This is a genomic window from Hymenobacter aranciens (genome assembly GCF_030580865.1).
Lineage (GTDB): Bacteria > Bacteroidota > Bacteroidia > Cytophagales > Hymenobacteraceae > Hymenobacter > Hymenobacter aranciens.
On record NZ_JAUQSY010000004.1, the window covers coordinates 302,459 to 328,445 of the forward strand.

Below are 25,987 nucleotides of genomic sequence, written 5' to 3' on the forward strand. Positions count from 1 at the left end.
GAGGGTGAAAAAACGAAAAAGTCAAGTTTTCGAGCTGCCTGGAGTGTCCGCAATGGGCATTCAGTGATGAAATGTATAAACAAACTGCGGAATACCCACTCCGGTTTGACCACTTTATCGACGAGCAGCAGGGTTTAATCGTCGGCTAGTGCCTTTGAACGGCATGTATGCCACCGCCCCAATTTGGATAACCATCAGAATTTATGAGCATTGCCCCAATATTGTCATACACAATCCCGGTAGCGGCATTTCCCCATTGGAATCATAAATCCCGCAGACGTATTACTGCTCACCAGCCAATAGAAAAGGCCCCTCCAGTGTGGAGCGGCCTTTTCTATATTATCAGAGATTGGCTTGCTTACTGCAGGACGACCTTGGTAGCGGAAGCGCGCTGGCCCACGGTCAGGCGCAGGGTGTACACCCCGGCCGCCAGCCCGCGCGTGCTCACGCGCTGCTCGCTGCTGCCCGCCGCCACCGCCACCTGCCGCACCACCTGCCCCAGCGCATTCACCAGCGCCGCCGACCCGGCCCCCTGCGCGCCCGCCACGCGTAGCGTCAGCTCGCCCGTGTTGCTCGGGTTGGGGTACACGGCCAACTCGCCGGCCGCCGCCGCCGCGCGCGTGCCCAACACCGTGTTGGTGGCCGACACCGTGAAGGCGCCGTTCACATCCGACGAGCCGAAGCCCGACACGGCCAGCCAGTAGCGCTGCCCCGCCACCAGCCCCGTGAAGGTTACTGGCGCCGCAAAGCCGGCATTGTTGGTCGTTGCCGCTGCGCAGCCCACTTGCATAAACGGACCGCTCGTGCAGTCGGGCGCCGTGAACAGGCGCACCATGCCCGCAGTCGTGCCAGCCAGGTTCAGCGTCGTGCTGGTGGCGTTGGCGCCCAGCGTGAACACGAACCACACATCCTTGGGGGCAGCCGCCGGCGAGCAAGCCGGCAGGCTGATGCCCGTTTGCTGGCTGGTGGTGGCTCCGATGGTGGTGCCGCCTACGGCTCCGCTGGTGCTGGGCAGCGCAAACGCGCCGCAGGGCTCGTCGTTGTCAGGCACCGTTAGCAGCGTAGCGAAAGCCACGGGGCCGGTGCGGGTGCCAGTGCCACCGCCAACGCAGATAATGCTGACGTAGAACTCGTAGTTAGTATCGGGCGTCAGGTTGTTGAGCGTAGTGCCGTTGGTGGTGATGCCCGTGATGCGGGTGCCGCCGGTCGCGGGGTCGAAACCAGCCGGACCGTAGATAATGGTGTAGCTAGCCCCAGCGGGCAGCGGCCCGGCCCAACTCAGGCTAGCCGTGGTGTTCGTCGTATTATTCACCGTGAGGCCGCCCGCCGAGGGACAAGCTACCGAGAAATTTCCTGCTCCCGATAGGCTGCTGCTCCCGAGCGCACCGCCGCACTCCTGACGCACGAAAAACTGGTAGCTGCCCGGAGCCAGACCCGTGATGGCGCTGGAAGTAGTCGTAACGCCGGTGATGGTGGTGCCACCGGTAGCGGGGTTGAAGCCCGTTGGGCCGTAGATAATGGTGAACGGACCGGGGTTGGGATTGCTGGCCGAGAACGAAACCGCAGCCGTGGTATTGGTTACCACTGCCGAGAGGCAGCGCGGAATCGGGCAGCTCGTTGGTACGGGCGGCACAAACGAATATACCTGCCCGGAGGCCGGCAGGGTAGAAATGTTGGTGGTTTCGGTGGTACCGCTAGCCACCGGGTTGGCCGAAACGTTGTTCAGCGACAGAAACGACGCGCAGCCACCGGCAGCAGTGATGCCCGACAAACCCACGGAAGCCGTGATGCCAGCAGGCGTGCCTCCGCCGTTCTGATAAATGTAGCGCACTTGATTAGTACCCTCGAACAGCTGAACCTGCATCGAAAACGGTGCCGCGCTGTTGCTGAGGCGAGACCAGTTGAGCCATTCGAAGATAAATACGCGGTTGGGAGCCGTGCCCGTAGTGGCAAAGCTGGCAGCAGCGTTGGCGCCGCGGCCGTCCAGGTCGTCCCAGAACGGAGCTACGCGTGGCCGCTCGGCAGCGGTACCGGTGGCAAGGTTGTTGGTCAGGCTGTTGGCGGTAGCAGCCGTGTTAAACGTCAGCCAGCCGTTGGACGAAGCTTTGAACTGCGTGTAGGCAGTACCATCGAAAACGAAGGAAAAGCCTAGTGGAAAGACGCCTGACAGCGCATCGTCAACCAGCAGTGCGGGTACCGGAGTGCCGCCGGTAAGCGGGGCATACGTATCAGTGCTGGGCGTAAATGTGTACGCATCAACCTGAGCCTCGGCCTTGGTGGTCAATAGCAATCCACCGGCCAGCAGCATCGCGCCAGCGAAGAGCTTGCCTGGATTAGGGTAAAAGGGTTTTCCCATGGGTGAAGAAAAGAGGAGTGAAAAATGGGTGAAATATGGATTCCTGGTTGGCGCCAACCCGGAAGGGTATTCTGCCTTGAAATTTATAAACAAACTGCCGAACGGGGGCTTTGGTTGGCGGGTTCTACGGGCAGATGTGGGCATTTACCTGCTTGGCCATGCCCTTTGCGGGTATTTATTCAGCAGGCTTTAGTCGTATCCCAATAATATAATCCTAGACTATTAGAGTATTTTATCTACGGCATTAAGATGGTAGTCCGGTCGGCAAATAGCGGCCCTTGCTATCTAAGCCTTTACTCTTAACGCCGCCCATCGGTTTGCCCCCAATAGGCACGGTAGTGCGCCAGCAGGGAGGCAAAAAGTGAGCAAGCGCAACCGAAAAGACCATATTTTAGAGTTTTTTAGCCTGAATTTGAATCATTTATCAACGCACAAAGCGGCTTAGCTTTGCTTGCCGCAGCTCTTCCCTTTTAAGGAATAATCCTGAAAATTAGCCCAAAAAAATTGGCTTTTCTGAAAGCAATAAAAAGTTCCGGAATAGCGGATTTAAACACTTTTTGGCCCTGAATTTGCTAGCAATTCTGAACCGCAATTACCGGGCAAAGGTCATTTCATTAGGCCGTACCTTTAGCCCTGTAAATACCCCCTCTATCACTCGTCTTACTTTATTTTCCACTCTCAACCACCAGTTCTCTTCAACAACCATGAAGAAATTCCTACACTCCACCAGCCTGCTGTTGCTTAGCTGGTGCCTGCTTCTGGTAGGCACGCAGCAAGCACGTGCTACGCACATTCAGGGCGGGCAGCTGACGTATGTTAACGTCGGCAACAACCAATACGTGGTTACGCTGTACCTGTACCGTGACTGCTCGGCGACTGCCACCCTACCCACCAGCATGTCGCTGCTGGTCAAGAATGGTTGCACCGGCACTACGCAAGGCACCTACCCGATGAATCCGGTGCCTAACTCTATTGCGGTAGGCACTCAGTATTGCCCTGCTCAGCAGCAGGCATCTCAATGCGTTAGCACTGCCCAACTCCCGAACTATCAGACGCAGCAGTACCGTACGGCAACGGTGACGATTACCCCCGGCCAGTGGCTGTTGAGCACTGAAATCTGCTGCCGCCCCAGCACTGCTAACCTGGATGGCCAGGCTAACTTCCGCTACGAAGCTTCGCTCAACAACCTGATTACGCTGGCTGACGGCCAGACCCGGGTAATTCAAAACAACTCGGCGCAGTATTCGCCCCAAGATGTACCGGTGCCTTTCGTGTCCTATAACCAGTCGACTACTATCGGCTTCAACACCACCGACCCCGACAACACTCGCGCTAATCCTGACCAGGACTCGCTGGCCTATTCGCTGACCACCCCCCTGAAAGGCTGCAATCTACCGGTGGACTATTCCAATTACCCCGGTGGTTTCCCAACCCCGCACCCCACTATTCCGGGCTGCTTTATTCTTCCTCCGGCCAACACTCCCACGTTATTCACGGCTCAGCTACCTATCGCAGTGGGCTTTAACACCACCGGGGCTTGTCCTATTCTCCAGGGCACGACGAATTTGTTCGCCTTCAACGCAGCAGCTGGTCAGTTTACTTTCACGCCCAACGTTTACCGTAATACTGCTCCCGGCTTGGGCGAAAACAAGTACGTGGTAGTAGGCCGCGTAGATGACTATCGTAAGCTGCCCGGCAGCAACCGTCGTTACCTAGTGGGTTCGGTGCGTCGCGAAATTTTCGTCATCGTAATCAACAGCAGCAACACCGTACCGTCGGCCCCGACTGGCACGCCGGTAACGCCTAACGCTGGCACGACCGTAGTACAAACCGTCGATTCGCTCGACGTAACCATTCAGCCCTGTAACTACTCGCAGGTACTGGTGCGCTTCTCCGACCCCGACCCGACCGACCTGCTGACGGTATCGTACACTGGCGCTGGCACCATCCCGGTTGACATCCTGCAGAGCGGCGACATCGGTACTTATACCCTGACTGGCAACGGTACCCGCAACCCGGTGGCCCGCTTCCTGTTCCAGCCCTCGCCGGCTTATAGCGGCCGCGTGCTCCGTATTCCCTTCCAGATTCAGGATGATGCCTGCCCGGTACGTGGTCTGCAAACTCGGATTCTGGTTGTGCGCATTGCCAGCACCCGTCGTGACCTCGCTACTTCGGCTACCGTGGCCGGTGCTCCGGGCCTGGGCGCTATCAATACACCTGGCCTGCGGGAGGCTTCCATCTGCCCCGGTGGCTCGCTGCAACTGGTAGGCACGGTAACTCGCCCTGACTCGACTCGTGGCCGTCTGCAAACCTACAACTACACCTGGACCGGTAACGGTATTCAAGGCAATGCCAATCAGGCGGTTGTTACGGTACGCCCGCTGACGACGACCATGTACCGCCTGCAAGTGAACCCCACGAGCGGTTTCCAGACCGGAGTTTGTGCCGACATTGACTCTATTCTGGTGCGCGTAGTGGCTGAGCCGGAAGTAGCCGTTGTGGCTAGTAACGCCGACGTATGCCCCAACGGCGAAATCACCCTGACCGCCACAGCCAGCCGTCCGAACGATGCCCTGGTTGACAACTACACCTACGAGTGGTTTGATGCTAACAACCAACTACTCAACCAGACTGGCAATACAGTTACCGTGCGTCCGACGGGCCCCACTTCGTATACGGTACGTGCTAAAGGTGCTTTGGCTTATGGCTGCGACGCTAGCAACAGCATCAACCTGAACGTGGCTCCGGTAGCCGTGGCCTCCTTCGATACGGTAAACGTCGTGGCTATTTCGTCGCGTGCCGGCAGCCGCTCGTTGATTCCGCCGGTGACGTTTAAATTCACCAACACCTCGCGCCTGAACCCCATCAACTCCGCTTACCAGCTGGACAGCGTGCGGTGGACCTACCAGCGCGTACGTACTGCTAGTGGCGAGCCTGTTACGTCGCTGCCAGTTCGTTTCTCCACTAGCCGCACCGAGGCTACCACGCCTCCCTTGGAGCCGGGCTACTACCTCATCAAGCTGACGGTGAACACGCGTGCTGCAGGCACTAACTGCCCCGAGGCTACTGCTCAGTACACGGTATTCGTTCCGAACATCCAAGTACCGAACATCATCACCCCGAACGGTGACAACTTCAACGACTTCTTCGTGGTGAACGCCGACCAAAAGGGTGGCAAGCTCGAAATCTTCAACCGCTGGGGCCGCAAGGTGCAGGAGTACGGTAACTACCAGAACAACTGGAATGGCGAAGGCCAATCCGACGGGGTGTACTACTACTACCTGACTGACCGTCAAGGCAACAAAACCAAAGGTTGGGTGGAAATTGTGCGGGGCGGCAACTAGTCGCTCACTCATTCCGCAGTAAAAAGGGCCGTGCAGATGCACGGCCCTTTTTTGTGTTTAGAGTTGCTGGGAAAAGCCGCTTTGATGCTGTTGCGCCATTATCGTCCAGCTGTGGAGAAAGGCCTGTCGACTACCACAAGCGTAAAGCCGGTGCCCACATTCTTTTAGAGAAAGGGGTGAGGTTGCTCCGGACGGCGCGAAAGCCCTACCGACTTCGACCACCCCCGTTTTCGCTACGCGAAAACATCCCCTCCTTTTCAAGGAGGGGAGTTGTCGTGCTTACCGCTTGGGGCGGCGGGCTTGCCAGAAGGCAAACAGCAGCAAGAGCACCGCTACTATTTGCGTGCCGCGCCCCAGCAGTTCGCCAAAACGGGCGTAGAAGGTCAGCTCATCATTAAGATGCACCGTGCCGCGGCTGGCGGTGGGAATCCAGGCGGTTTCGGTTTGCACCACTTCGCCCCGCTGGTTGATGAAGCCGGTGAAACCGGTGTTGGCGGCGCGGGCCAGGTCGCGGCGGGTTTCGATGCAGCGCAGGGCGCCGTAGCGCAGCAGCTGATGGTAGCCGGGCGAGTCGTTCCACCAGGCGTCGTTGGTGAAAAGGCCCAGCAGGGTGGCACCGTTGTGGGCGTACTCGGCCGTGAAATCGCCGTAGATGGACTCGTAGCAGATGAGGGGGGCCACGCGCAGCGCGGGCGCGTTGGCCGGCGCCGTGTACACGGTGCGCTCTTCCTGGCTGCCGTAGCTGCCCACGGTACCGCCCAAGTCGATGTGCGAGATGACGGAAGTGAGCAGTGGCGGAATCTTCTCCACGCCCGGCACCAGCCGCGACTTGTGGTAGAACTGCACCGGTGCCGTCGCGTCGGCAAAAAAGGCCCCGGCATTGAATACGTCATAGTAGCCTAGGTCGTCGCGGTAGCGGGCCGTGACGCTGGCTTCCAGCTTATTCGGATAGCTTGTGACGGACGTGATGCCCGTGAGCAAAGCCACGCCCGGGTGGGCTTTCAGCCACTGCCGGACGCGGAAGATTTTGGGGTTACTCTCAATCGTGTTTTCCCAGTACGACTCCTCCAGCGCCGTTTCGGGCCAGATGACGAGGCGCGTTTGCGGCGTCAGCTTCTGCTCCGAAAGCGTGAGCAGGCGGGTGAGCTGCTCGTCGTAGGAAATGAAATCCGGCGTGCCGGCAAACTTCTGCTTGTAAGGGTCGATGTTGGGCTGAACGAGGACGACTTCGGTGGCGGGGCCTTTTTCCTGGTAAAGGCTACCGATGAGGTAGGACAGGCCAATGGGCGCGGCTATCGCCAGGGCGGCCGTTAAAAATTGTGAATTAAAAGTTAAAAATTGACGTGCAGACGGCGCTTCTGCGCTCACCAACTCATTTTTAATTTTTAATTTGCAATTTTTAATTAACCAATTAAAAATTAATAAGTTCACCGCCCACACCCACAGCGAGCCGCCCAGAAAGCCGGTGTACTCGTACCACTGCACCCACTGCGGCGCGGCGGCAAAGCCGTTGCCCAGCGTCAGCCAGGGCCAGGTGAGGTCCCAGTGCAGGTGCAATTGCTCGAAGGCAATCCAGAACACCGGCAGCGAAAGGTAGCCGAGGCGGCTGCCCAGGCGCTTTTTAGTCTGGCGAAAGGCCATGAGCGGCAGGCACATCAGTAGCGCATTGAGCACCACGGCGGCAATGCCCCCGCCCAGCGTACTGTAGCTCACCCACCAAGTGGTGAAGGCATTCCAGAGCAGCAAGTACGTGTAGGTGTAGGCAAACACCTGCCGCTTGCGGGCGTTGGCCAGCGTAAGGCGGCGCTCAAGCAGCAAATACGGCACCCAGCCCACGAACAGCAGCAGCGCAAACGGAGCCGGATGCACCGGCCAGGCAGCCCACAGCAATGCCGGGCCCAGTAGTACCAGCAGCCAGTTAGGCAGCTGCGGGCTAGTCTTCTCCTTCAAAGTCGTCGGATTCACGTTCTTGTTCTTCGCGTTGGGAATAGCGGTTGGCTTTGGATTCGCGGGCTGGCGCGGGGCCACCTTCGACCACCAGCACAATCTCGCCCTTAATGGTGGCGCGGGCGCCAAAATCGGCCAGGAGGCTGGCCAGGGTGCCAGTCACGGTTTCTTCGAATAGCTTGGTGAGCTCGCGGCTGACGGACGCCCGGCGGCCGGCTCCGAAAACTTCGGCCAGCTGTTCCAGCGTTTTCACGATGCGGTGCGGCGACTCGTAGAAAATCATGGTGCGCTGCTCCGTAATCAGCTCACGCAGGCGGGTCTGGCGGCCTTTTTTCACCGGCAGAAAGCCTTCGAACGTAAACCGCTCGGCCCCGAAGCCCGACTTGAGCAGCGCCGGCACGAAGGCCGTGGCCCCGGGCAGGCACTCTACGCCCAGGCCCCGGCTGAAGCACTCGCGCACCAGCAGAAAGCCGGGGTCCGAGATGCCCGGCGTGCCGGCATCCGATACCAGGGCCATGACTTCGCCCTGGGCCAGGCGCTCGAGCAGGCGGGGCACCTGCTGGTGCTCGTTGTGCAGGTGGTAGGCCAGCAGGGGCTTTTTGAGATTGAGGTGCTGCAGCAGGCGGCCGCTCACGCGGGTGTCTTCGGCCAGCACGGTGCTCACCTCACCCAGTATGCGGATGGCCCGCAAGGTGATGTCTTCCAGGTTGCCGATGGGCGTAGGCACGAGGTACAGGACGGTGTCGGGCATGGGTCAAAGGTACGGCGGCGGGCAGGCTTGCGGCTACGCCCTAAACCCAAACCCGCAAACATAAGTACAACGCTTTCACAAGTCACCTTTCTTTCTTCAGCTTTCTTCCCATGCCCATCGACCCCAACAACCGCCCCATCCGCGTCAGCTACGACGATACTACCGAGCAGGAAATGCAGGATGGCCACCACATTCCCAACGCTGACCCGCCCAAAAACGACGCCGCCCGCGGCGGCTTCGGCAACCGCGACGGCAAGGAAGGTTTCGGCTCGGACACGGCCGGCGGCGAAACCGCCCTCGGCGTGAACGAAACCGCCGACAGCATGAGCCCGCCCGCCGACAATATGCGCTCGAATGACGAAGGCCGCGCCGGCCGCGCCAACCAGGACCTGCCCGACGAGGACGAGGACGACCTGAGCCCCGTGCGCCCGCTCGACGAGCTCGACGCCCACGACTACCGCTCGGGCGTGGACGAAATGCAGAACCCCAACTCCCGCGTGGGCATGGGCCAGATGGAACCCAAGGCTCCCAAGCCCATCACCGGCACCGATACCAACGCCGAGCTGACCGACCCCAACGCTACCGATACGGCTATTGACCAATAGTTTCCGCTGCCAGGCTTCGCTCAGCCTGGCAACTCCTCCTTCCTTTCCACTTTTAACCTAATTCCCGCCATGTCCTTGCCCAATCAAAACCCTGCTTCCGGCGACCAGAAGCCCAAAACGAATACCTCGGAAACTCATCCTGACAAACGCAACCTGCAAGGCACCTCCAAAGCTGATGCGTTGCCGGTGAGTGACCTTGACCCCGAAACGGAAGCCCGCCTCGAACAGGAAGCCCTCGACGCCGGCTTGCGCCATCCCAACCGCAGCTACGATAAGCCCGACATCGACAAAGGTGCTTACAGCTAGAGCCCGTATTTATTTCATCTGAAAAAAGCGCCGCGTAACCCGCTGGTGCTTTTTTTTGCGTACTGCCGCCCTGCAATTTCGCCGAAAACACCCTTTTGCTCATGGCCCGCTACGCCACCTCCGATATTCACGGCTGTTTGCTCACCTTACGCCATCTGGTTGAGGAAGAACTTCAACTTACCCCCACCGATGAGCTGTACGTGCTGGGCGACTACATCAATAAAGGCCCCGACAGCAAAGGGGTGCTCGATTACTTTATGGGCCTGCAGGCGCGCGGCTACCGGGTAGTATGCCTGCGCGGCAACCACGAGCAGGAACTCATCGACGCGGCGCGCAAGCGCTGGCGGCTGGCCTGGCTGGGCCGCCTGAGCCGGCAGGCCACGCTGCGCAGCTTCGGCGTGCACCGGGCGGCGGCCATTCCGGAGGCCTACATTCAGTGGCTGGAAAGCCTGCCCTACGAGTGGCAATTGCCCGATTTTCAATTGGTACACGCCGGCTACGATTTCAGCCTGCCGCCCGAGCAGATGCACCAGGATTTGCATACTATGCTCAACACCAAGAAATACGTGCTCGATGCCAGCCGGCTGGAAGGCCGCCGCCTGCTACACGGCCACGTACCCACGCATGTGGCACAGGTAAAAAAGCTGGTAGCCAAGCGCGCGGGCGCCGTGGTGCTCGACACCGGCTGCGTGTTTCGCCACAATGCCGAGCTGCGTCACCTCGCGGCCCTCAACCTCGATACCTGGGAGCTGACGCTGGTGGAAAACCGCGAGCCGCCATACCCGATAGGTCGGAAGTAAGCTGTCTGCGCCTGCTGTGCAGCTTCGAAAACCCCAGCGCCCCTACCGGCGCTGGGGTTTTGCATTTTAACAATACACTCCATATTGCCCGCTTGGATTTATAGAGTTGCAGTTTATAGACGACGAACCCAAATAATAAAAATAATCCTAAAATTAACCCTTGACTCCATTTCGGTTTAACATTTACGGCAGTTTTTGCCACAAGCAGCCTTGTTATCAATACCGAGTATAAATAACAGTTATTTTGAAAAATAATAGCAAATTGCTTTGAAAAAGATAGGACCCTAGAAATAACGTCAGTGATTTACATAATTTTTCTCAGCTTTAATTGTTTTCGCTCTTGCGCTCGGCATTGGGATTCACTAGATTTGATAACATGACTAAGTACAATCAAGGGCAATTACCCAAATCACTCTTCTTATCCGATGGGCCTATGAGTAGAATTTGACTTTTCGGTGCTCGCACAATTCTATTACGGGTGCTATCAATTCCCGGCCTGTAGCATTCCGCTAACTGGCCGACCGGACTGCTACGCCTTTTTTTTAACCACCAATTCCCACACAATGCTCTCATGGAACAACATTTACATTTTTCGCAACGCCAAATTGGGTCGAAATCGGCCCTACGCGCGTAGGTAGCCCAGCGCCAGTTGGGCCTCGGCCTGCTGATGCTCCTTGCCATGCTGCTGGTGCTAAGCCATGTGGCGCAGGCAGCCATCACGATTACGCTCACAGTGGGCGTGGGAGGCGACTACACCACCATCGGCAGCGCGCTGGCGGCGGTGCCCTCGCCCCTGCCGCTGCCCTACGAACTCCGTTTGCTGGATGCCAACTACGCGGAAGATGTGCTGCTGACGCAAACCGGCTCACCTTCTAGCACTCTTACTATCAGGCCTGCGAATGGCGTGAGTCCGGTGCTCACCGGCACGCTCACCTTTGGGCCGGGCAGCCGTTACGTGGTGCTGGATGGCCACAACGGCAGCGGCCGGGGCCTCACGCTGCGCCAGCCTAGCCAGCTGGTGCCCACCGTCATTTTCAGTGGCGATGCGGCCAGCAATGAAGTACGCCAGTCCATTATATTGGGCTCTAATGGCCTTATGAACAGCGGCGTGGTGGTAATCGGTGACGGCGCCCTGAATGGCAACGACAACAACCGCATCACCGAAAGCCTGATTGGAAACGTGAGCCCGGCCCTGCTCCCCACCAACCTGATGTATGCAGCCAATGTCGGCGCGGGCATGAACGACAGTTTCACTCTGAGCCACAACGAGCTGTTCAACTTTGCCCGCACCGGGGTGCTGGTGGCAGGCGGCAACGGCGACCAGTGGACCATCAGCGACAACAGCTTTTACTATAACGTTGCCAGCCTGCCCGTGGCGGCCCAAACCGCCATCGACTTCCATCCCGGTAGCGGGGCCAACAGCGCGGCCGTGCGCAACAACTACATCGGCGGGCGGGCGGCCAACGCCACCGGCGGCATCTGGGAAAACATGGGCAGCCAGCACTTTCGGGGCATCGTGATGGACTGCGGCAATAGCACCAGCCTCATCAACGAAGTGAGTGGCAACGTGGTAAGCAGCGTGAGTCTGACGGGCGTCGGCTCGGCCTCGCTCACGGCGCTGCACGTAGAAGCCGGCCGTAGCGAGCTGACGGCCAACGTGCTGGGCACGATGAGTAACACCGGCACCAGCGGCATCAACAGCCTCGTGAGTCGGGCCACCACGGTACTCAACTCTTTCACCATCAGCAGCGGCCATCTGATGGTGGTGGAAAGCGGCCTGACCGTGGTGCTCGGCAACCTGAACAACGCCGGCATTCTCAACCATACCGGCGGCGACATGCTCATTCAGGGCAACTTCACCAACACCGGCACCTTTGCCCAAACCCTGGGTGATATTGAAATCAAGGGTGATATGCTGAATAGCGGGCAGTTTACCTGCTCCACCGGCAAGGTGAAGCTGACTGGCAACGGCCCGCAGCAGGTGAGCGGCGGCCTCTACTTCAATCTCGAAGTAAACGGCCCCGGCCTCAAAACCCTCACCGACGACATCGACATCTACAACGGCGTGCAGATGCTGAGCGGCATCCTGACCACTGGACCCTACCACCTCAAGCTCAACGCAATGTCTAACCTCACCGAAACCGATGCCAGCTACATACTGGGCCGTGTGGAGGTGCGCCGCACCGCGGTATCCGGCGTGCTCGAAGACTTTGGCGGTGTGGGTTTGCTGCTGACGCCGGCCGTGGGCTCGGTGCTGCCTGGCCCCACGCTGGTAAACCGCATTACGGGCGTGGCCCCGATGGGCGCGGGTGGTAACTAGGGCATTCTGCGGTATTTTGACATCTCGGCGCCGGTCAGTGCAGGCTTGAATACTACTATGACCATCAACTACTTTCCCCATGAGCTCAACGGCATTGCCCCCGCTAACCTGCGCTTTTTCAAGTCGCCTAACAGCGGCGCCTCCTAGAAGAACATGGGCTATAGCAGCGCCGGCACCAATTCGCTTGCCCTCAATAATGTGAGCGGCTTCTCGCGCTGGACGCTGGGCAACGAGCTTCTGCCGTTGCCGGTGGGCCTGGTGGTCTTCCACGTCGAGCGCCGGGGCGCCGGGGCGCCGATGCGCTGCTGAGCTGGACCACCGCCACGGAGCGCAACAACCGGGGCTTCAGCATCGAGGTATCGACCGATGGCAAAACCTTTCAGCTGCTGGGTTTTGTGGCGGCCAACGACGAAGGCGGCCGCCCGCAGCACTACCAGTTTGTAGATGCGACCAAGGACAAAGCGGGCCTGCGCTACTACCTTCTGCACCAAGAATATGTGAGCGGCTAAGTCAACTGTTTTGCCCCGAAAACGGTGCTGTTTGAGACTGCCGCCACTAGCCTGGCCGCCTACCCCAGCCGCACCGTGTGGCGGAACGACTACGCGGTAGCGGCCGGCACCAATCCGCTGCACGCCTGGCCCACCTGTGCCGCTGGGGCCTACACGCTCACCGCCGAAATCGGCGGACAGGTACTGCGCCAGCGCCTGCTGAAGGAATAGGTATTCCGGGACTGCTATAATATTCTGAAATCCACGCTTAGCAATTCAGGACTTAGGCTGGTTTCTGTTGAAAAGCCCTGTCCATGATTAGTGGTCAGGGCTTTTTGTATGGCTGCTAACCAACAAGCTACTTAACCTACCCGGCGGCATTGTTCGTTGCGCATTGCCCATCGTACCTTTGGCCCATGCAAACGCCCGATTTCACTGCCTTCCGCGACACCGTCGTCTTCGACCTCATCAATCAGGAAAAAGCCCGCCAAACCCACGGCCTTGAGCTCATTGCCTCCGAAAACTACGTTTCGGAGCAAGTGATGGCTGCCCAGGGTTCGGTGCTGACCAACAAGTACGCCGAGGGCCTGCCCGGCAAGCGCTACTACGGCGGCTGCGAGATAGTGGACCAGGTGGAGCAGCTGGCCATCGACCGCGTGAAGGAGCTTTTCGGCGTGAGCTGGGCCAACGTGCAGCCCCACTCCGGCGCCCAGGCCAACGCCGCCGTGATGCTGGCCTGCCTGCAGCCCGGCGACAAAATCCTCGGTTTCGACCTCTCGCACGGCGGCCACCTCACCCACGGCTCGCCGGTGAATTTCTCGGGCAAGCTCTACCAGCCCAGCTTCTACGGCGTCGAAAAGGAAACCGGCCTCATCGACTTTCAGAAGGTAAAGGAAACTGCCCGCCGCGAACGGCCCAAGCTCATCATCTGCGGCGCCTCGGCCTACTCGCGCGACTGGGACTACGCCGCCCTGCGCGAAGCCGCCGACGAAGTAGGTGCCCTGCTGCTGGCCGATATTTCGCACCCCTCCGGCCTCATAGCCAAAGGCCTGCTGAACAACCCTTTCCAGCACTGCCACATCGTCACCACTACGACGCACAAAACCCTGCGCGGCCCCCGAGGTGGCCTCATCATGCTGGGCCAGGATTTCGAAAACCCCTTCGGCCTGAAAACCCCGAAAGGTGAAATCCGCACCATGAGCAGCCTGCTCGACGGTGCCGTATTCCCCGGCACGCAGGGCGGGCCGCTGGAGCACGTCATTGCCGCCAAGGCCGTAGCCTTCGGCGAAGCGCTGGGCGAGGGCTACACCGCCTACGTGAAGCAGGTGGCCGCCAACGCCCAGGCGCTGGCCAAAGCTTTCGTGGGCCTGGGCTACGACATCATCTCGGGCGGCACCGACAACCACCTCATGCTCATCGACCTGCGCTCGAAGGGCCTGACCGGTAAGCTGGCCGAAAACACCTTGGTAAAAGCCGACATCACCATCAACAAAAATATGGTGCCCTTCGACGACAAGTCGCCCTTCGTCACCAGCGGCATCCGCATTGGCTCGGCGGCCATCACCACCCGCGGCCTCGGCGAGTCGGACATGGCCCGCATCGTGGAGCTGATTGACGAAAGCCTGATGAACCACGACAACGAAACCCGCCTGACGCAAGTGCGCCAGCAGGTAAACACCTGGCTGCAAGACTATCCGCTCTTCGCCTAAGGAGTATGAGGGTGGGTGCGTGAGAGTTTAGGATGACTTTCTGACTAGAAACCGATTTTTATCGTAAGTCAGTCTCCTCACTCTCCTACCCGCCCACCCTCCTACCCTCTTACCCCGAATTCAAGTGCCCGAAAACGCTCCGCTGGCCGACCAGCAAGAAATGTCCTTTATCGACCACCTGGAGGCGCTCCGGTGGCACATTATTCGCTCGGCCATTGCCGTGGTGGTGTTTACCACCATCGCCTTCTTTGCCAAGGACTTTCTATTTCACGACCTCATCCTCGGGCCCTCGCGCAACGACTTCTGGACCTACCGGATGTTCTGCAAGCTGGGCCAGATGGTCAGCGCCGAGCCCTGCAGCGACATGGTGAATTTCATCATTCAGAACCGCACTATGAGCGGGCAGCTGTCGATGCACATCAGCACCTCGTTCATAGTGGGTATCATCCTCACATTCCCGTACTTATTCTGGGAAATCTGGCGTTTTGTGAAGCCCGGCCTGTACCCGCACGAGCGCGCCGGCTCGCGGGGCGCGGTGTTTTTCGTGTCGGTGCTGTTTTTGCTGGGCACGCTGTTCGGCTACTACATTGCGGCACCACTGAGTATCAACTTCCTGGCCTCCTATACGGTCGATGCCAGCATCGAAAACCAGATTGACCTGCAGAGCTACATCAGCACGCTCACTACGATGACGCTGTCCTGCGCCCTTGTGTTTGAGTTGCCCATGATTGTGTATTTCCTGGCCAAGGCGGGGCTGATAACGCCCGAAATCATGCAGATGTACCGCCGGCACGCCATCGTGGTGATTCTTATCATCGCCGCTATCGTGACGCCGCCCGAAATCACTTCGCAGATTATCGTCACTATACCTATTCTGTTGCTCTACGAGCTCAGCATTTACATTGCCCGCGCCGTACGTCGCAACGCCACGGCCAGCCTGAATGCCAAGCTGAAGGAAACCGGCGGAGTAGCACAGTAACAGCACATCATCCTGAGCATTCCGCGCATCAAGCGGCGACGAAAGGACCTCGTCCGCACTGGTCGCAATAGTAATTCCAACTACTTAAACAACTGAAATACTATCACAACGAAGCGGGCGAGGTCCTTTCGCTGCGCTCAGGATGACATTCTTTTTTCGACCGCTATGCAACTTGCCCTCGGCTCCGACCACGCTGGTTTCGCTCACAAGGAAATGCTTCGTACCTGGCTAACCAGCCTGGGCTACGAAGTACAGGATTTCGGTACCCACTCGGCCGATTCGATGGATTACCCCGACGTGGCGCACCCCCTGGCTGCCGCCGTCGCTGCCGACCCGCTGCTGCGCGGAATTCTCCTCTGTGGCTCGGCCAATGGCGTGTGCATCACTGCCAACAAGCATGCGGGCATCCGCGCCGGTTTGGCCTGGTTGCCCGAAGTCGCCTCGCTCATCCGGCAGCACAACGATGCTAATATTGTCTGCATCCCGGCCCGCTACGTGACCGAAGAGCAAGCCCGGGAAATAGCCTCAACTTTCCTCGACACCGCCTTCGAAGGCGGCCGCCACCAGTTGCGGGTGGGGAAAATCAATTGCTAGCTTGACGAATTTGACTGTTGCTTTTGTCCAGTTTCGGCAGCAACAGCCTGGGGGTTGAATCTCGGAACCGGAAATGGGTTTTGTTACATCTAATGCACCGAAGCTGGATTTTATCATTCTTACATCATATTTTTCCATATCCAACAAGGCATTTTTTGAAAGCTGCGGGAGCGTCCTTATCTTTGATAAGCGCTATTACTGCCCGAAATGAAACGCCCTGCTTTTTTGCTATTTTGGCTTCTTTGGAGCGGGGTTAGCATTCAGCTACTGACAGCAGCTACCGGGCCGCTCCCTAACGATACCATTCGGCTGCAGCAACAGCTCGGCCGGGTTACCACCGATACGGCCCGCATCCGGCTGCTGACAATTCTGTGCTACGAGCTGCACGACGAGCAGCCCGCGCGGGCCCGGGTGCTGGGTGAAACCGCCGTGGCCCAAGCCCGGGAACTCCCGGAACCAGCGCGAAGCGGCCTGCTAATGAACAGCTTGCTGCACCTGGCCAGCTGCTATGCCAACCTCTCCAATGGCCCGCAGGCCCTGCGCCTCCTCAGCGAGGCCGACCGGCTGGCCCGCCAGCAGCGGCACCTCGATGGCCAGGCCCGCGCCGCCTGTGCCAAGGGCAGCATCTACCACGAGCGCGGCGACTCGGCTACTGCCTGGCAATACTACCACCACGGCCTGACGCTCGCCAAGAGCCCCGCTGTGAGCGACCGCACCCGCATGCGCCTGATTGGCAATGTGGGTGAGTTGCTGTTCTTTCGTCAGCAGTACAGCCGGGCGCTGCATTTCGACTCGCTGGCCCTGGCGCTGGCCCGCCGCATCCCCGACCCAACGGCCGAGTCGCACTATCTGGCCAGCATGGGGTCATACCATTTAAATCTTAAGAATTTACCCGAAGCGCAACGGCTACTCATGCAGGCGCTGGCCATCAGCCGCCGTGAGGGCGCTTTACGCAACCAGGCCAGCCAGCTGGAGCTACTGGCGCTGTATTATATTGTAACCGACCAGCCTGCCCGCACTGATGCCGTGACGCGGGAAGCCTTGCAGCTAGCCAGGCAAAGTGGTTTTCTGGAGCGGGTACTCGATGCGTACAGCATTCTGGCCGCTGAGGCCGCCGACCGCCGCGACTACCGCCAGGCCTACGAGTGGAACCAGCGTTTCGTAGCCCTCAACGACACCCTCAACAGCCGCCAGACCATGCAAACACTGGCCGCCACCCAGGCCAGCTACGAAAACCAGGAGCGCCTGCGCCGCATCCGCGAGCTCACGCAACAGCACGAAATACAGGTATTGCGCAGCCGGCTGCTGGTGGGTGTAGTGGCGCTGCTGACCATCGGGCTGCTGGTGGCGGGCTACCTCTACCGCAAGCTGCGCCGCAGCCGGGCGGCGCTGGCCAGCAGCCACGCGGCGTTGGAAGCAGCCTCGGTACAATTGCGCAGCATGGCCGTGTTCAAAGACAAACTCTACGCCATCGTAGCCCACGACCTGCGCGGCCCGGTAATGGCATTTGCGGGCGTTACAGAGCTGATAAATTACTACATCGCCGAAAAAAACGAAGCCGAGCTGGCCTTGCTGCCCGCCTTGGTGCGCGAAGCTGCCGACAGCCTCAACCGCTTGCTCGACAATGTACTCAACTGGGCAGTCAGCCAAACCGGCGAACTGTCGTACCGCCCCGAGGCGCTGCCCGTCGCCACGCTTCTTACCGAGTGCCAGGCCCTGTACCAAACGGCCGCCAAAGCTGGCCAGCAACAAATTACCGTCGCCGCCACACCCGAGCTGCGCATCTTTGCCGACCATAATATGACGCGCACCATCCTGCGCAACCTGCTCGGCAACGCGCTCAAATTCACTCCTGCTGGCGGCCACGTGCATCTCGAAGCCGCGCCCGACCCTGCCGACTCACGCATGGTACTGCTCAGCTGCACCGACACCGGTGTGGGCATGAGCGCAGCCACCGTGGCCCGCCTCATGAGCGGCCCCGACATGCCCACTCCTACTACTGCTCCTGCTGCATCTGCGGCGGGCGTAGGCCTTGGGCTGGTACTATGCCGCGCCTTCGTCCACAAGCACGGCGGCACCCTCGTTATCCAGAGCCGGCCCGGCGCGGGCACCAACGTCACGGTAAGTCTGCCGGTAGCTTGAAGCAGCGGCGGGTTAGCTAGCGGGTTCTTCCGCGGGGAACTTCGACACCGGCGTGCCAGCGCGCAATATATTCAGTATCAGCTTCCACATTTGGTCATAGGGCACTATTTCCACCTCGGCAAAAGCATTGCCGGGCGGCGGCGTTTCCTTGATTTGCTGTAGCAGCTTTTTGCCACGCTCCTCACTGATTGCCGGGTCAAAGTTCTTTTCCACCAACACATAAAGTAACCTGATAAACAAACGGTTGCGCAGATTACTTTCTTCGCGCAAGTGGCGTTGCTGGTACTTGCGCAGGCGCTCCATCCGCACCATCACTTCGTCCAGGTCGCGTTCGCGCAGGAAGTGTAGCAGTTGCAGAATGAGAATGGCCACGTTGTGTCCGCGCTTGTCTCGGTTATACTCCGGCAGCGTCAGGCTCCACTGCGTAATTTCCCGCCGCCGCACCACGCTCACCCGCAAGGGTGGCAGCACAAACTCGGCATAGGCCCGGTACAAATCCCAGCGCTGCAAAGCTGCCGCCCGCTGCTTCATAAACGTCGGATTTTTGCGCGTAGTGAGCAGTATCTGCTGAGCCCGAGCGTATTGCTCGGCATGCAGGGCCAGTAGAAAGTAGATTTCGTAGAAATAAAACCAGTTACTTGATGAGGGGTGAAATTCCCGCGCATACGTCTCGGCCAGCTTCAGGCCAGCCTGGGCCTGCTGCCCGCGCAAGTGCGCAAATACGCTCATGTAGTGGTTAAATCGTTTGTCGAACCGGCGCACATTGAGCCCGTCTTCCCGCAGCCGCTTTGCTGCCAGCGCCGTGATGTGAATGATTTCGCGGAAGTTGCCCCGCAATTCTTCGTATGACAGCCGGGCCTTATAAAGCACATTGAACGTATTGAATGTCTTGGCCTTGCGATGCAATGTTTCGAGTTGAGAAAGCTGCGCGGGCATGGTGGGCAGCACGTTGCGCCGCGTGTTCACGGTAAGCGCCATCTCCAGCTGCATCTCGGCATAAATCCGCTCCGCCTCATCCTCCAAGCTCAGGAGCTGCTGCCACTTGGCCAGCTGCTTGCTCATGGCGCGGTAGCGCGGGCGCAGGGTTTTCTCACTATATAATGTGCGCAGCAGCCGGGCACTTTGCACGGTGTATTGCGTGAATTCCCCCTGTTTGGCCAAGCGCATCGCCTTTTGCAGCAACCTCTCCGATAGAGCGTATTCCCCCTCCGCGTATAAAATCCGGCCTTTGTGCAATATATCCAGGCACTCCATCTCGTAGCGCCGCGACACCACGTAGCGCGGGTCCGAGTTATCAAGAAAATAAAGCTGATTGAGCAGCTTGCTCTGCACTCGCGCCTGCAAGCGCTGCAGGGCGCGGGTATTTTCGGTGCTGGCGCGCCCATACAGGGCCTTTACCATCTGCTTCGGGATAACCTGCGGCGTATCGAGTAGAGCCTGAACAAAGGAAGCTTCTTTGCTGCCAACCCGCGGCGGAAATTCTAAAACTGGCAGGCTCGGCAAACTTCGTGATGTCACAATTCGCGCCAAATTTGCAATTTCTTTCATCGAAAATGTGGCTCCATTGAGCGTACGAAGGGTTTTTCAAAAAATAAGCTCCCTAAAGTAGGCGTTTTTAAAACGGCGTTCTTTCCTTTTTTTTTCGCTACCCCTGCCAGCACCTTTGTATCGTGGTTTTTTCTGCCCGTTTTTCCGGCCGGATGTCGCAAAACAGCATTTTTTTGCAAAAATGCACAAAAATAATCGCCCCGTAAAGCGTAGAAATGCACTTTTATTTTTTTTATCTCCTTTTAGCACAAAAAAATATTTGCTAAGTTCTTGTCTCATTTAGGCTAATAGTTTCCTTTTTTACGGTGTTAGGGCTGCCCAATTTTGTATCATCAAAACGGCAAACACCTTCTTAAATCCCTAACATCATGTTGAATCTAGTAGCCCTCGCCCTCCTTCAGATTGCCACGCTGACCGACCCGCCCGTTACCACTACTCCTACCATCTCCTCGGAGCCCACCATCACCAACCAACCTATCGACGGCGGCACTGGCGGCTGGGGTAGCGACAAACCTGCCGACGGCGGCACCGGCGGCTGGGGTAGCGACAAGCCCGCTGATGGCGGCACTGGCGGCTGGGGCAGCGACATCAACGGCGGCCAATAGTCCGGCAACCGACGCTTCGTGCCTAACTTGCCTGGCCGCCCCTGTTGGCGGCCGACACCCCGCATGAAGCACTTATTCCCGCTGGGGCTCCGGCTGGCTCTCGTAGCCCTCGGCTTGGTAGCAGGCTGCACCAGCCGGCCCTCCAAAGAGCCGCCCATCAGGGTGCGCTGGACGCGCGACCCTGAAAGCCTCGACCCGCTGTTGCTGGCCAATCAATACGCTACCGAGGCAGCCAACCTTCTGCATCTTAGCTTGCTGCAGGTTGATTTTTCAAAAAATGATTTCAGCCCCGCCCTGGCCGAAGCTCTCCCGACGGTTACGCTGCTTGGCGATTCGCTGACGCAGCTCACCTACCAGCTGCGACAAGCCGCCGCCTGGGACAATGGCCAGCCCATCACGGGCCACGATGTGGCCCTGACGCTGAAACTCATGTATTGCCCGGGTCTGCCCAACGAAAGTGCCCGGGCGCAGGCCGGCTTCATTCGCTCAATTCGAATAGACAGCCTCAATCCCAAGCGGTTTACCCTAACTTGCCAAGGACAGGCCGTGGAGCACATCCAGGCCTCTGGTGACTTTTTTATTCTGCCGGAAACTGTGCTGGACCCCCAGCATGAGTTGCGCCCGACTTCCCTGTCGGAGTTGCAGAAGCGCCCCCCCACCACCCCGCCCGATTCGGCCCTGAGCCGGCTGGCGCGGCGCTACCTGGCGGCGGTTCCGATGCCCGGTAGTCCGGCACCAGCTTTGGGCTGCGGCCCTTATGAGCTCAGTTCCTGGCAGAAAAACCAGACCCTGCGCCTGCGCCGCAAAACCCGGTGGTGGGCCGACCAGGTACGGCCACGACCGTTTGTATTGCAAGCACAGCCTAGGCGACTGGAGTTTGCCATCATTCCCGACGATGCCACGGCCGCACTGGCCCTGCAGCACGGCGACATCGACCTCTACCCGCAGGTATCGGCAGCGCAATTTGCCCAGCTTCGGGCTTCCGAAACCACCCGCGAGCAGCTGGCTTTTTACACGGCGCCTTCTTATGATATTGTGGCTGCCGGCTTTAATACCCAGCAGCCGGCTCTCGCTGATGGCCCAACGCGCCGGGCGTTGAGCTACTTGTTTGATGCAGCAGGCCTGCTGCAAGCCACGCAGTTCGGGCAGGGCCTGCGCACCGTTGGGCTTATTCATCCGAATGACCAGCGTAACTATAACCGCAGCCTAAGCCTGTTGCCATTTGCCCCCGACACAGCGGCGCTCCTACTTCGGCGGGCTGGCTGGCAGCAAACTACCCCCAGAGGACCTTGGCAGCGCCAGCCCAAAGCAGGCGCGCGCCAGCAGCTGAGGCTCCGCTTCCGCTACCGGGCCGACGATGCCAGCTTCGAAACCATGGCGCTGCAGTTTCGGGCGGCGGCCGCTTCCGTTGGCATTGCCGTTGAACTGCTTCCTACCGCAGCGGCCGCCCTTACCCCTAATCTACAAGCGGGTGACTTTGACGTGTATGTGCGACTAATCAAGGGCAATCCATTTCTGTTCAACTTCATCCCGGTGCTGCATTCCAGTGCCCGGGGCGCGGGCAATTTCACAGGCTACGGCACGCCAGCCAGCGACCAGCTGATAGAGGCCATTGCTGCCGCCCGCCAGCCAGCGCAGCGCAGCCGTCTCTTACAGCAGTTTCAGGCCACATTGCGGACTGATGCGCCAGTGGTACCGCTATTTTTCATGGCTACCCGCCTGGCCGCCAGCCGGCAGCTCGCGGGCTTGCACGTTTCCCATCTGAAGCCAGGCTACCTGGTTACGACTATGGAGCGGAAACCCGCGTCTTTCCCAACTCCTTAAAATCCTCACCAAATGGTAAAGCAGTGGCTGTGGCGCTTGGGACAAACGGCGGTGGGTATCTGGCTGCTGGTTTCACTGGTGTTTCTGCTCAGCCACTTGGGGCCGGTGCAGGGTGATGATGCGCTGCTGCCCGCTGCGGGCGACCTCAACACTACCTCTACCCCAAGCAGCTTTGCCCAGCGGCAGGCTACCCGTCGTGCCGTGCAGCACCGTCTGGGGCTCGACCAACCGGTTTTTTACCTGAGCTGGCAGCCCGCCACCGATACCACTAGCGGTTGCTGGAGCTGGCATGGGCTCTCCAATCAATACCATCACTGGCTATTAAGCACCGTGCATGGCGATTTGGGCACCTCCCTGGGCAGCCGCGAGCCCGTGGCGCGCCAGCTGTGGCAAGCATTGGTCTATACGCTACCACTGGTAGGCATCACGCTATTGGGTACCCTATTGCTGGCCTGGCAACTAGCCGAGCGTTTGGCCATGCAGCCTAGGTGGCAGCCGCTACTGCAGGCTGCCCTCACGGGTTTACAAGCGCTACCGCTGTTCGCCATTGCTCTGGCACTCTTGCTGCTGCTCGCCAATCCGAGTGTTGCAGCCTGGTTTCCTCCCTACGGCTTGGGCCAAGCCACGCCCGCAGAACTGGGCTGGGGACTTTGGATAAGCACCTATGCCTACCATGCTACGCTGCCTGCGTTAAGTCTGATGCTGAGCGTTCTTCCCGCCGTTACTCTCCAGTTGGCCGGCGCCCTTCGCGACGAGCTGGCGCAGCCGTACACTGCCACGGCGTATGCCAAAGGACTCAGTCAGCCCCAGGTGATTCGCCGCCACGCGCTGCGCAATGCCCTACTCCCTTCTCTGACCCAGCTAACTGACTTGCTGCCAACCCTGGTGGCAGGCACTCTGGTGGTAGAAGTGGTATTTGCCCTGCCCGGCATGGGCCGGCTGCTCGTGCAGGCCGCCACCACCCGCGATTACCCGCTGCTGGTAGGCGGCGTATTGCTTATCGGCACAGCCCGGCTGCTGGCCCTGCTGCTCGCCGATGTACTCTACGGCTGGGCCGACCCCCGCATCCGATGAAACAAAGGGCCGGTATGACATGGGCAAAGCGGCTGGCGTGGCTATGGCTTGGCATTCTAGTGATAGTGGCGGCGCTGGTTCCCTGCTTGCCATTGCCCTACGCGCCCGCGGTGCCCGACTTGGCGCACGTGGCAGCCCCACCCGGCAGTGCGAGTCACTGGCTGGGCACCGACGCCCAGGGCCAGGATGTGCTGGCCAACCTGCTTTTTGGCACGCGTACGGTGGTGCTGCTCACCTTGCCCGCCGCCGCCCTGGCGGCCCTGTTAGGCGGTCTGGCGGGCGGCATAGCCGGTTTCTGGGGCAACCGGCTGGCCCTACCGCTGCCTTACTGGCTAGCGGCCCTGACCCTGACCTGGGCCTCCCTGCGCCTGCCGGGCTATAGCTATGCGCTGGCACTGGCGATGCTGGCGGCGTTGAGCATTCTTTTGCAACAGCGGATGAGGTGGCGCTGGCCGGTGTTCCGGCTACCGCTCGACACGTTTTTGCTGGGCAGCATCACGATGCTAGGAGCCGTGCCGCGTTTATTACTGGTAGTAGCGATTACCAGTCAGGGGGTTACTGGTATCGATTTGGTGGTATTGCTGGCCCTGCTGGCTTGGCCCGAGATGGCCCGCTTGGTACGCGCCCACATGCAACGCACTAGGGTGCTGCCATTTATCGAAGCTGCTCGGGTAGCGGGATTACCTCCGCTCCGGTTATGGCTGTGGCATGCCCTTCCCCACGCCCTCCAACCCCTCCGCACAGCCTTACCGCTTAGTTTGACGGCCCTCATTGGGCTGGAAACAACCCTGTCATTTTTAGGCGTTGGCTTACCACCTACAGTTCCAAGCTGGGGTCGAATGTTAGCCAGCGCACGCCTCAATCCATCATCTTATTCATCAGCAATTTACCCATTATTCTTGCTCATTATTTCAATTGTAGCGCTGCAAACGCTTGCTACAAGCCCGTCATTTACCATACATAAGCAAAAAATTTAGAGATGATTAACTGATTGTAAAAATTAAATTAAAATTAATTTTGAATGCCTAATGTCATAAAACAGCGGTGTTTTTGCAAAAACAATATTTCGTGAAACGTGGCCTGAGTGAGCATCTAAGGACGATTATCAGTTTTAGACCACTGATTTTATTTGTTTTTCAAATCTATTTTTTAACTATATCAAGTGATTCCCCATGTTTTCAATGTCTCAATTAGCGGTAGTCTTTCCTTTTTTTAGCTGATAAGTCGCGGTAATATTGTACTGATTTTGGAACGCCTCCAAATTCACGCCACGCCTATTTAAGCCCTTCTACCATGTATCTCCTTTCTAATTACCCATTTATGAGTAACATCAGACCTTTGGGGTTGCTGAAAAGGGCTTCTGTTTCGACGTCGCGTGAGCTTGATTTTGTAACACCGGACGGTAGCGTAGTCCCACGCGCTTTGGGGGAAGCCGCGTTACGTTGCCACATGGCAGTGCTGGTAGGCGGCTTGTTTGTAGGTTCCTGGCCCAAGTCTGAATAAAGACGTTAGTGTCAATCCTACAGAACAGTCGTTTGAGTTTTGTTCTGGTTATTATGGTGCCCTATCTAGTATAATAGTCTACCCTATCCGAATCCTGTACCTGTGAGACCCAACAGTACAGTCCAGCGTCTACCCCGCTGACTGAACCCGCCAGCACTGCTGGCGGGTTTTTCAGTTTTAAGGGCAATAGTTCGGGGATTAGCCTGCCACCAGTGCAATGCCCTGCTCGAAGCTACGCGGCTCGTAGCCTAACTCCGTCTGCGCTTTCGCAATTACAAAGCCGGTGCGCAACGGCCGCCGGGCGGGCTGCGAAAACGTGCTGCTGTTGACACGCTCGATAAGTGTGGAGTCGAGCTGAAAGAAGTCGGCCACGCGCAGGGCCATAGCGTAAGGCGTCATCATCTCGGCACCACTGAGGTGGTAGATACCCTGGGCTTGCTGCCGGGCAATTAGCCAGCAGCCCCAGGCCAGGTCATCAATCAGAGTGGGCGTACGCCACTGGTCGTCAACCACCTTAATTGCTTTACCGGCATGCAGTGAGTCACGCACCCAGGTTACCAGGTTGGTGCGGCCGTAGTCGTGCGCGTTGCCATACACCAGCACCGTGCGGGCAATGGCCCAGGGGCCGGGGCTGGCCTGCACCAACTGCTCGGCGGCGAGCTTACTTTCGCCGTAGAAATTGACCGGCGCGGGCACAGCCGTCTCGTCCAGCGGGCCAACTTTGCCACTGAAAACGAAATCGGTACTGAGATGCGTGAGGTGAACCTGCCGCTCGGCGCAGGCGGCCACCAGATTGGCTACGGCCGTTACGTTTTGCTGCCAGCAGGCTTCGCGGCTCAGCTCACACTCGTCGGCGTTGGTCATGGCCGCCGTGTGGATGAGATGCGTGGGCTGCTCCTGCGCCAGCACTTGTTGCACCTGCACCGCATCGGTCACGTCGAGGCGCACAAAGGGCGCTTCGGGGTAGATGGTGGCCAGCTTATTGGCACCGCGCGAGGTAGCTACTACGGCCACTCCGGGTTGCTGCGATAATAGCCGTACGAGCTGCTGGCCCAGCAGGCCATTGGAGCCCGTTACAAGTATCTTCATGCC

21 protein-coding genes are annotated in these 25,987 nt (G+C 58.9%); 15 read left to right on the forward strand and 6 right to left on the reverse strand.

Features of this window, described 5'->3' with window-relative positions; all coding sequences use genetic code 11:
• Window positions 1-358: 358 nt before the first annotated feature.
• The gene (locus Q5H93_RS07570; RefSeq protein WP_305005903.1) at window positions 359-2,356 is read right to left on the reverse strand and encodes an NIDO-like domain-containing protein; all 1,998 of its coding nucleotides are present in this window, start codon (window positions 2,354-2,356) and stop codon (window positions 359-361) included.
• A gap of 704 nt (window positions 2,357-3,060) precedes the next feature.
• On the opposite strand from Q5H93_RS07570, the gene Q5H93_RS07575 reads away from it, so the two are divergent.
• On the forward strand, window positions 3,061-5,700 hold the full coding sequence (locus tag Q5H93_RS07575; RefSeq protein WP_305005904.1) for a T9SS type B sorting domain-containing protein: 2,640 nt from the start codon (window positions 3,061-3,063) through the stop codon (window positions 5,698-5,700).
• A 279-nt stretch (window positions 5,701-5,979) separates the two neighbouring features.
• Here the strand turns inward: Q5H93_RS07575 and lnt are convergent, their stop codons facing one another.
• Together lnt and rsmI are read right to left on the reverse strand one after the other, a co-directional pair.
• The gene (gene lnt, locus Q5H93_RS07580; RefSeq protein ID WP_305005905.1) at window positions 5,980-7,650 is read right to left on the reverse strand and encodes an apolipoprotein N-acyltransferase; all 1,671 of its coding nucleotides are present in this window, start codon (window positions 7,648-7,650) and stop codon (window positions 5,980-5,982) included.
• Entirely contained in the window at window positions 7,634-8,398 is a 765-nt protein-coding gene (gene rsmI, locus Q5H93_RS07585) for a 16S rRNA (cytidine(1402)-2'-O)-methyltransferase (RefSeq protein ID WP_305005906.1), read from the reverse strand. Before rsmI ends, lnt begins: the two co-directional genes overlap by 17 nt.
• Before the next feature lie 110 nt (window positions 8,399-8,508).
• On the opposite strand from rsmI, the gene Q5H93_RS07590 reads away from it, so the two are divergent.
• The 10 genes from Q5H93_RS07590 (at window position 8,509) to Q5H93_RS07635 (ending at window position 18,341) form a co-directional block, all read left to right on the forward strand.
• Window positions 8,509-9,003, forward strand: coding sequence for a hypothetical protein (locus Q5H93_RS07590; RefSeq protein ID WP_305005907.1), 495 nt, complete (start codon window positions 8,509-8,511; stop codon window positions 9,001-9,003).
• A gap of 69 nt (window positions 9,004-9,072) precedes the next feature.
• On the forward strand, window positions 9,073-9,309 hold the full coding sequence (locus tag Q5H93_RS07595; RefSeq protein ID WP_305005908.1) for a hypothetical protein: 237 nt from the start codon (window positions 9,073-9,075) through the stop codon (window positions 9,307-9,309).
• Between the two features lie 101 nt (window positions 9,310-9,410).
• Entirely contained in the window at window positions 9,411-10,109 is a 699-nt protein-coding gene (locus tag Q5H93_RS07600; protein WP_305005909.1) for a metallophosphoesterase, read from the forward strand.
• 667 nt (window positions 10,110-10,776) lie between these two features.
• On the forward strand, window positions 10,777-12,429 hold the full coding sequence (locus Q5H93_RS07605) for a hypothetical protein (RefSeq protein ID WP_305005910.1): 1,653 nt from the start codon (window positions 10,777-10,779) through the stop codon (window positions 12,427-12,429).
• A gap of 153 nt (window positions 12,430-12,582) precedes the next feature.
• A complete protein-coding gene (locus tag Q5H93_RS07610; RefSeq protein WP_305005911.1) occupies window positions 12,583-12,738 on the forward strand; it encodes a hypothetical protein in 156 nt (51 codons plus the stop codon).
• 224 nt (window positions 12,739-12,962) lie between these two features.
• Window positions 12,963-13,148: a hypothetical protein gene (locus Q5H93_RS07615; RefSeq protein WP_305005912.1), complete on the forward strand. Its 186-nt coding sequence runs from the start codon at window positions 12,963-12,965 to the stop codon at window positions 13,146-13,148.
• Between the two features lie 185 nt (window positions 13,149-13,333).
• The gene (glyA, locus tag Q5H93_RS07620) at window positions 13,334-14,626 is read left to right on the forward strand and encodes a serine hydroxymethyltransferase (RefSeq protein WP_305005913.1); all 1,293 of its coding nucleotides are present in this window, start codon (window positions 13,334-13,336) and stop codon (window positions 14,624-14,626) included.
• A 124-nt stretch (window positions 14,627-14,750) separates the two neighbouring features.
• Complete coding sequence (tatC, locus tag Q5H93_RS07625; protein ID WP_369810995.1) at window positions 14,751-15,605, forward strand: twin-arginine translocase subunit TatC; 855 nt, start codon at window positions 14,751-14,753, stop codon at window positions 15,603-15,605.
• A 165-nt stretch (window positions 15,606-15,770) separates the two neighbouring features.
• Window positions 15,771-16,199 carry an RpiB/LacA/LacB family sugar-phosphate isomerase gene (locus tag Q5H93_RS07630; protein WP_305005914.1) on the forward strand — a complete coding sequence of 143 codons (429 nt, stop codon included), beginning with the start codon at window positions 15,771-15,773 and terminating at the stop codon, window positions 16,197-16,199.
• A 207-nt stretch (window positions 16,200-16,406) separates the two neighbouring features.
• A complete protein-coding gene (locus Q5H93_RS07635) occupies window positions 16,407-18,341 on the forward strand; it encodes an ATP-binding protein (protein ID WP_305005915.1) in 1,935 nt (644 codons plus the stop codon).
• 12 nt (window positions 18,342-18,353) lie between these two features.
• Here Q5H93_RS07635 and Q5H93_RS07640 read toward each other — a convergent pair whose 3' ends face one another.
• Both Q5H93_RS07640 and Q5H93_RS07645 read right to left on the reverse strand, forming a co-directional pair.
• Complete coding sequence (locus Q5H93_RS07640; RefSeq protein WP_305005916.1) at window positions 18,354-19,742, reverse strand: hypothetical protein; 1,389 nt, start codon at window positions 19,740-19,742, stop codon at window positions 18,354-18,356.
• 183 nt (window positions 19,743-19,925) lie between these two features.
• Window positions 19,926-20,168 (reverse strand): hypothetical protein, encoded by a 243-nt coding sequence (locus tag Q5H93_RS07645; RefSeq protein WP_305005917.1) that lies wholly within the window; start codon window positions 20,166-20,168, stop codon window positions 19,926-19,928.
• An 89-nt stretch (window positions 20,169-20,257) separates the two neighbouring features.
• Between Q5H93_RS07645 and Q5H93_RS07650 the strand changes: the two genes are divergently transcribed.
• The 4 genes from Q5H93_RS07650 (at window position 20,258) to Q5H93_RS07665 (ending at window position 24,369) form a co-directional block, all read left to right on the forward strand.
• Window positions 20,258-20,494 (forward strand): hypothetical protein, encoded by a 237-nt coding sequence (locus Q5H93_RS07650; protein ID WP_305005918.1) that lies wholly within the window; start codon window positions 20,258-20,260, stop codon window positions 20,492-20,494.
• Between the two features lie 63 nt (window positions 20,495-20,557).
• The gene (locus Q5H93_RS07655; protein ID WP_305005919.1) at window positions 20,558-22,318 is read left to right on the forward strand and encodes an ABC transporter substrate-binding protein; all 1,761 of its coding nucleotides are present in this window, start codon (window positions 20,558-20,560) and stop codon (window positions 22,316-22,318) included.
• Window positions 22,319-22,330: 12 nt separating this feature from the next.
• On the forward strand, window positions 22,331-23,392 hold the full coding sequence (locus Q5H93_RS07660) for an ABC transporter permease (RefSeq protein ID WP_305005920.1): 1,062 nt from the start codon (window positions 22,331-22,333) through the stop codon (window positions 23,390-23,392).
• Window positions 23,389-24,369: an ABC transporter permease gene (locus tag Q5H93_RS07665; protein ID WP_305005921.1), complete on the forward strand. Its 981-nt coding sequence runs from the start codon at window positions 23,389-23,391 to the stop codon at window positions 24,367-24,369. The genes Q5H93_RS07660 and Q5H93_RS07665 overlap by 4 nt, the downstream gene beginning before the upstream one ends.
• Window positions 24,370-25,093: 724 nt before the next feature.
• On the opposite strand, the gene Q5H93_RS07670 is transcribed toward Q5H93_RS07665, so the two are convergent.
• Window positions 25,094-25,984, reverse strand: a complete 891-nt coding sequence (locus Q5H93_RS07670) for an SDR family oxidoreductase (RefSeq protein ID WP_305005922.1) — start codon at window positions 25,982-25,984, stop codon at window positions 25,094-25,096.
• Between the last annotated feature and the right edge of the window lie 3 nt (window positions 25,985-25,987).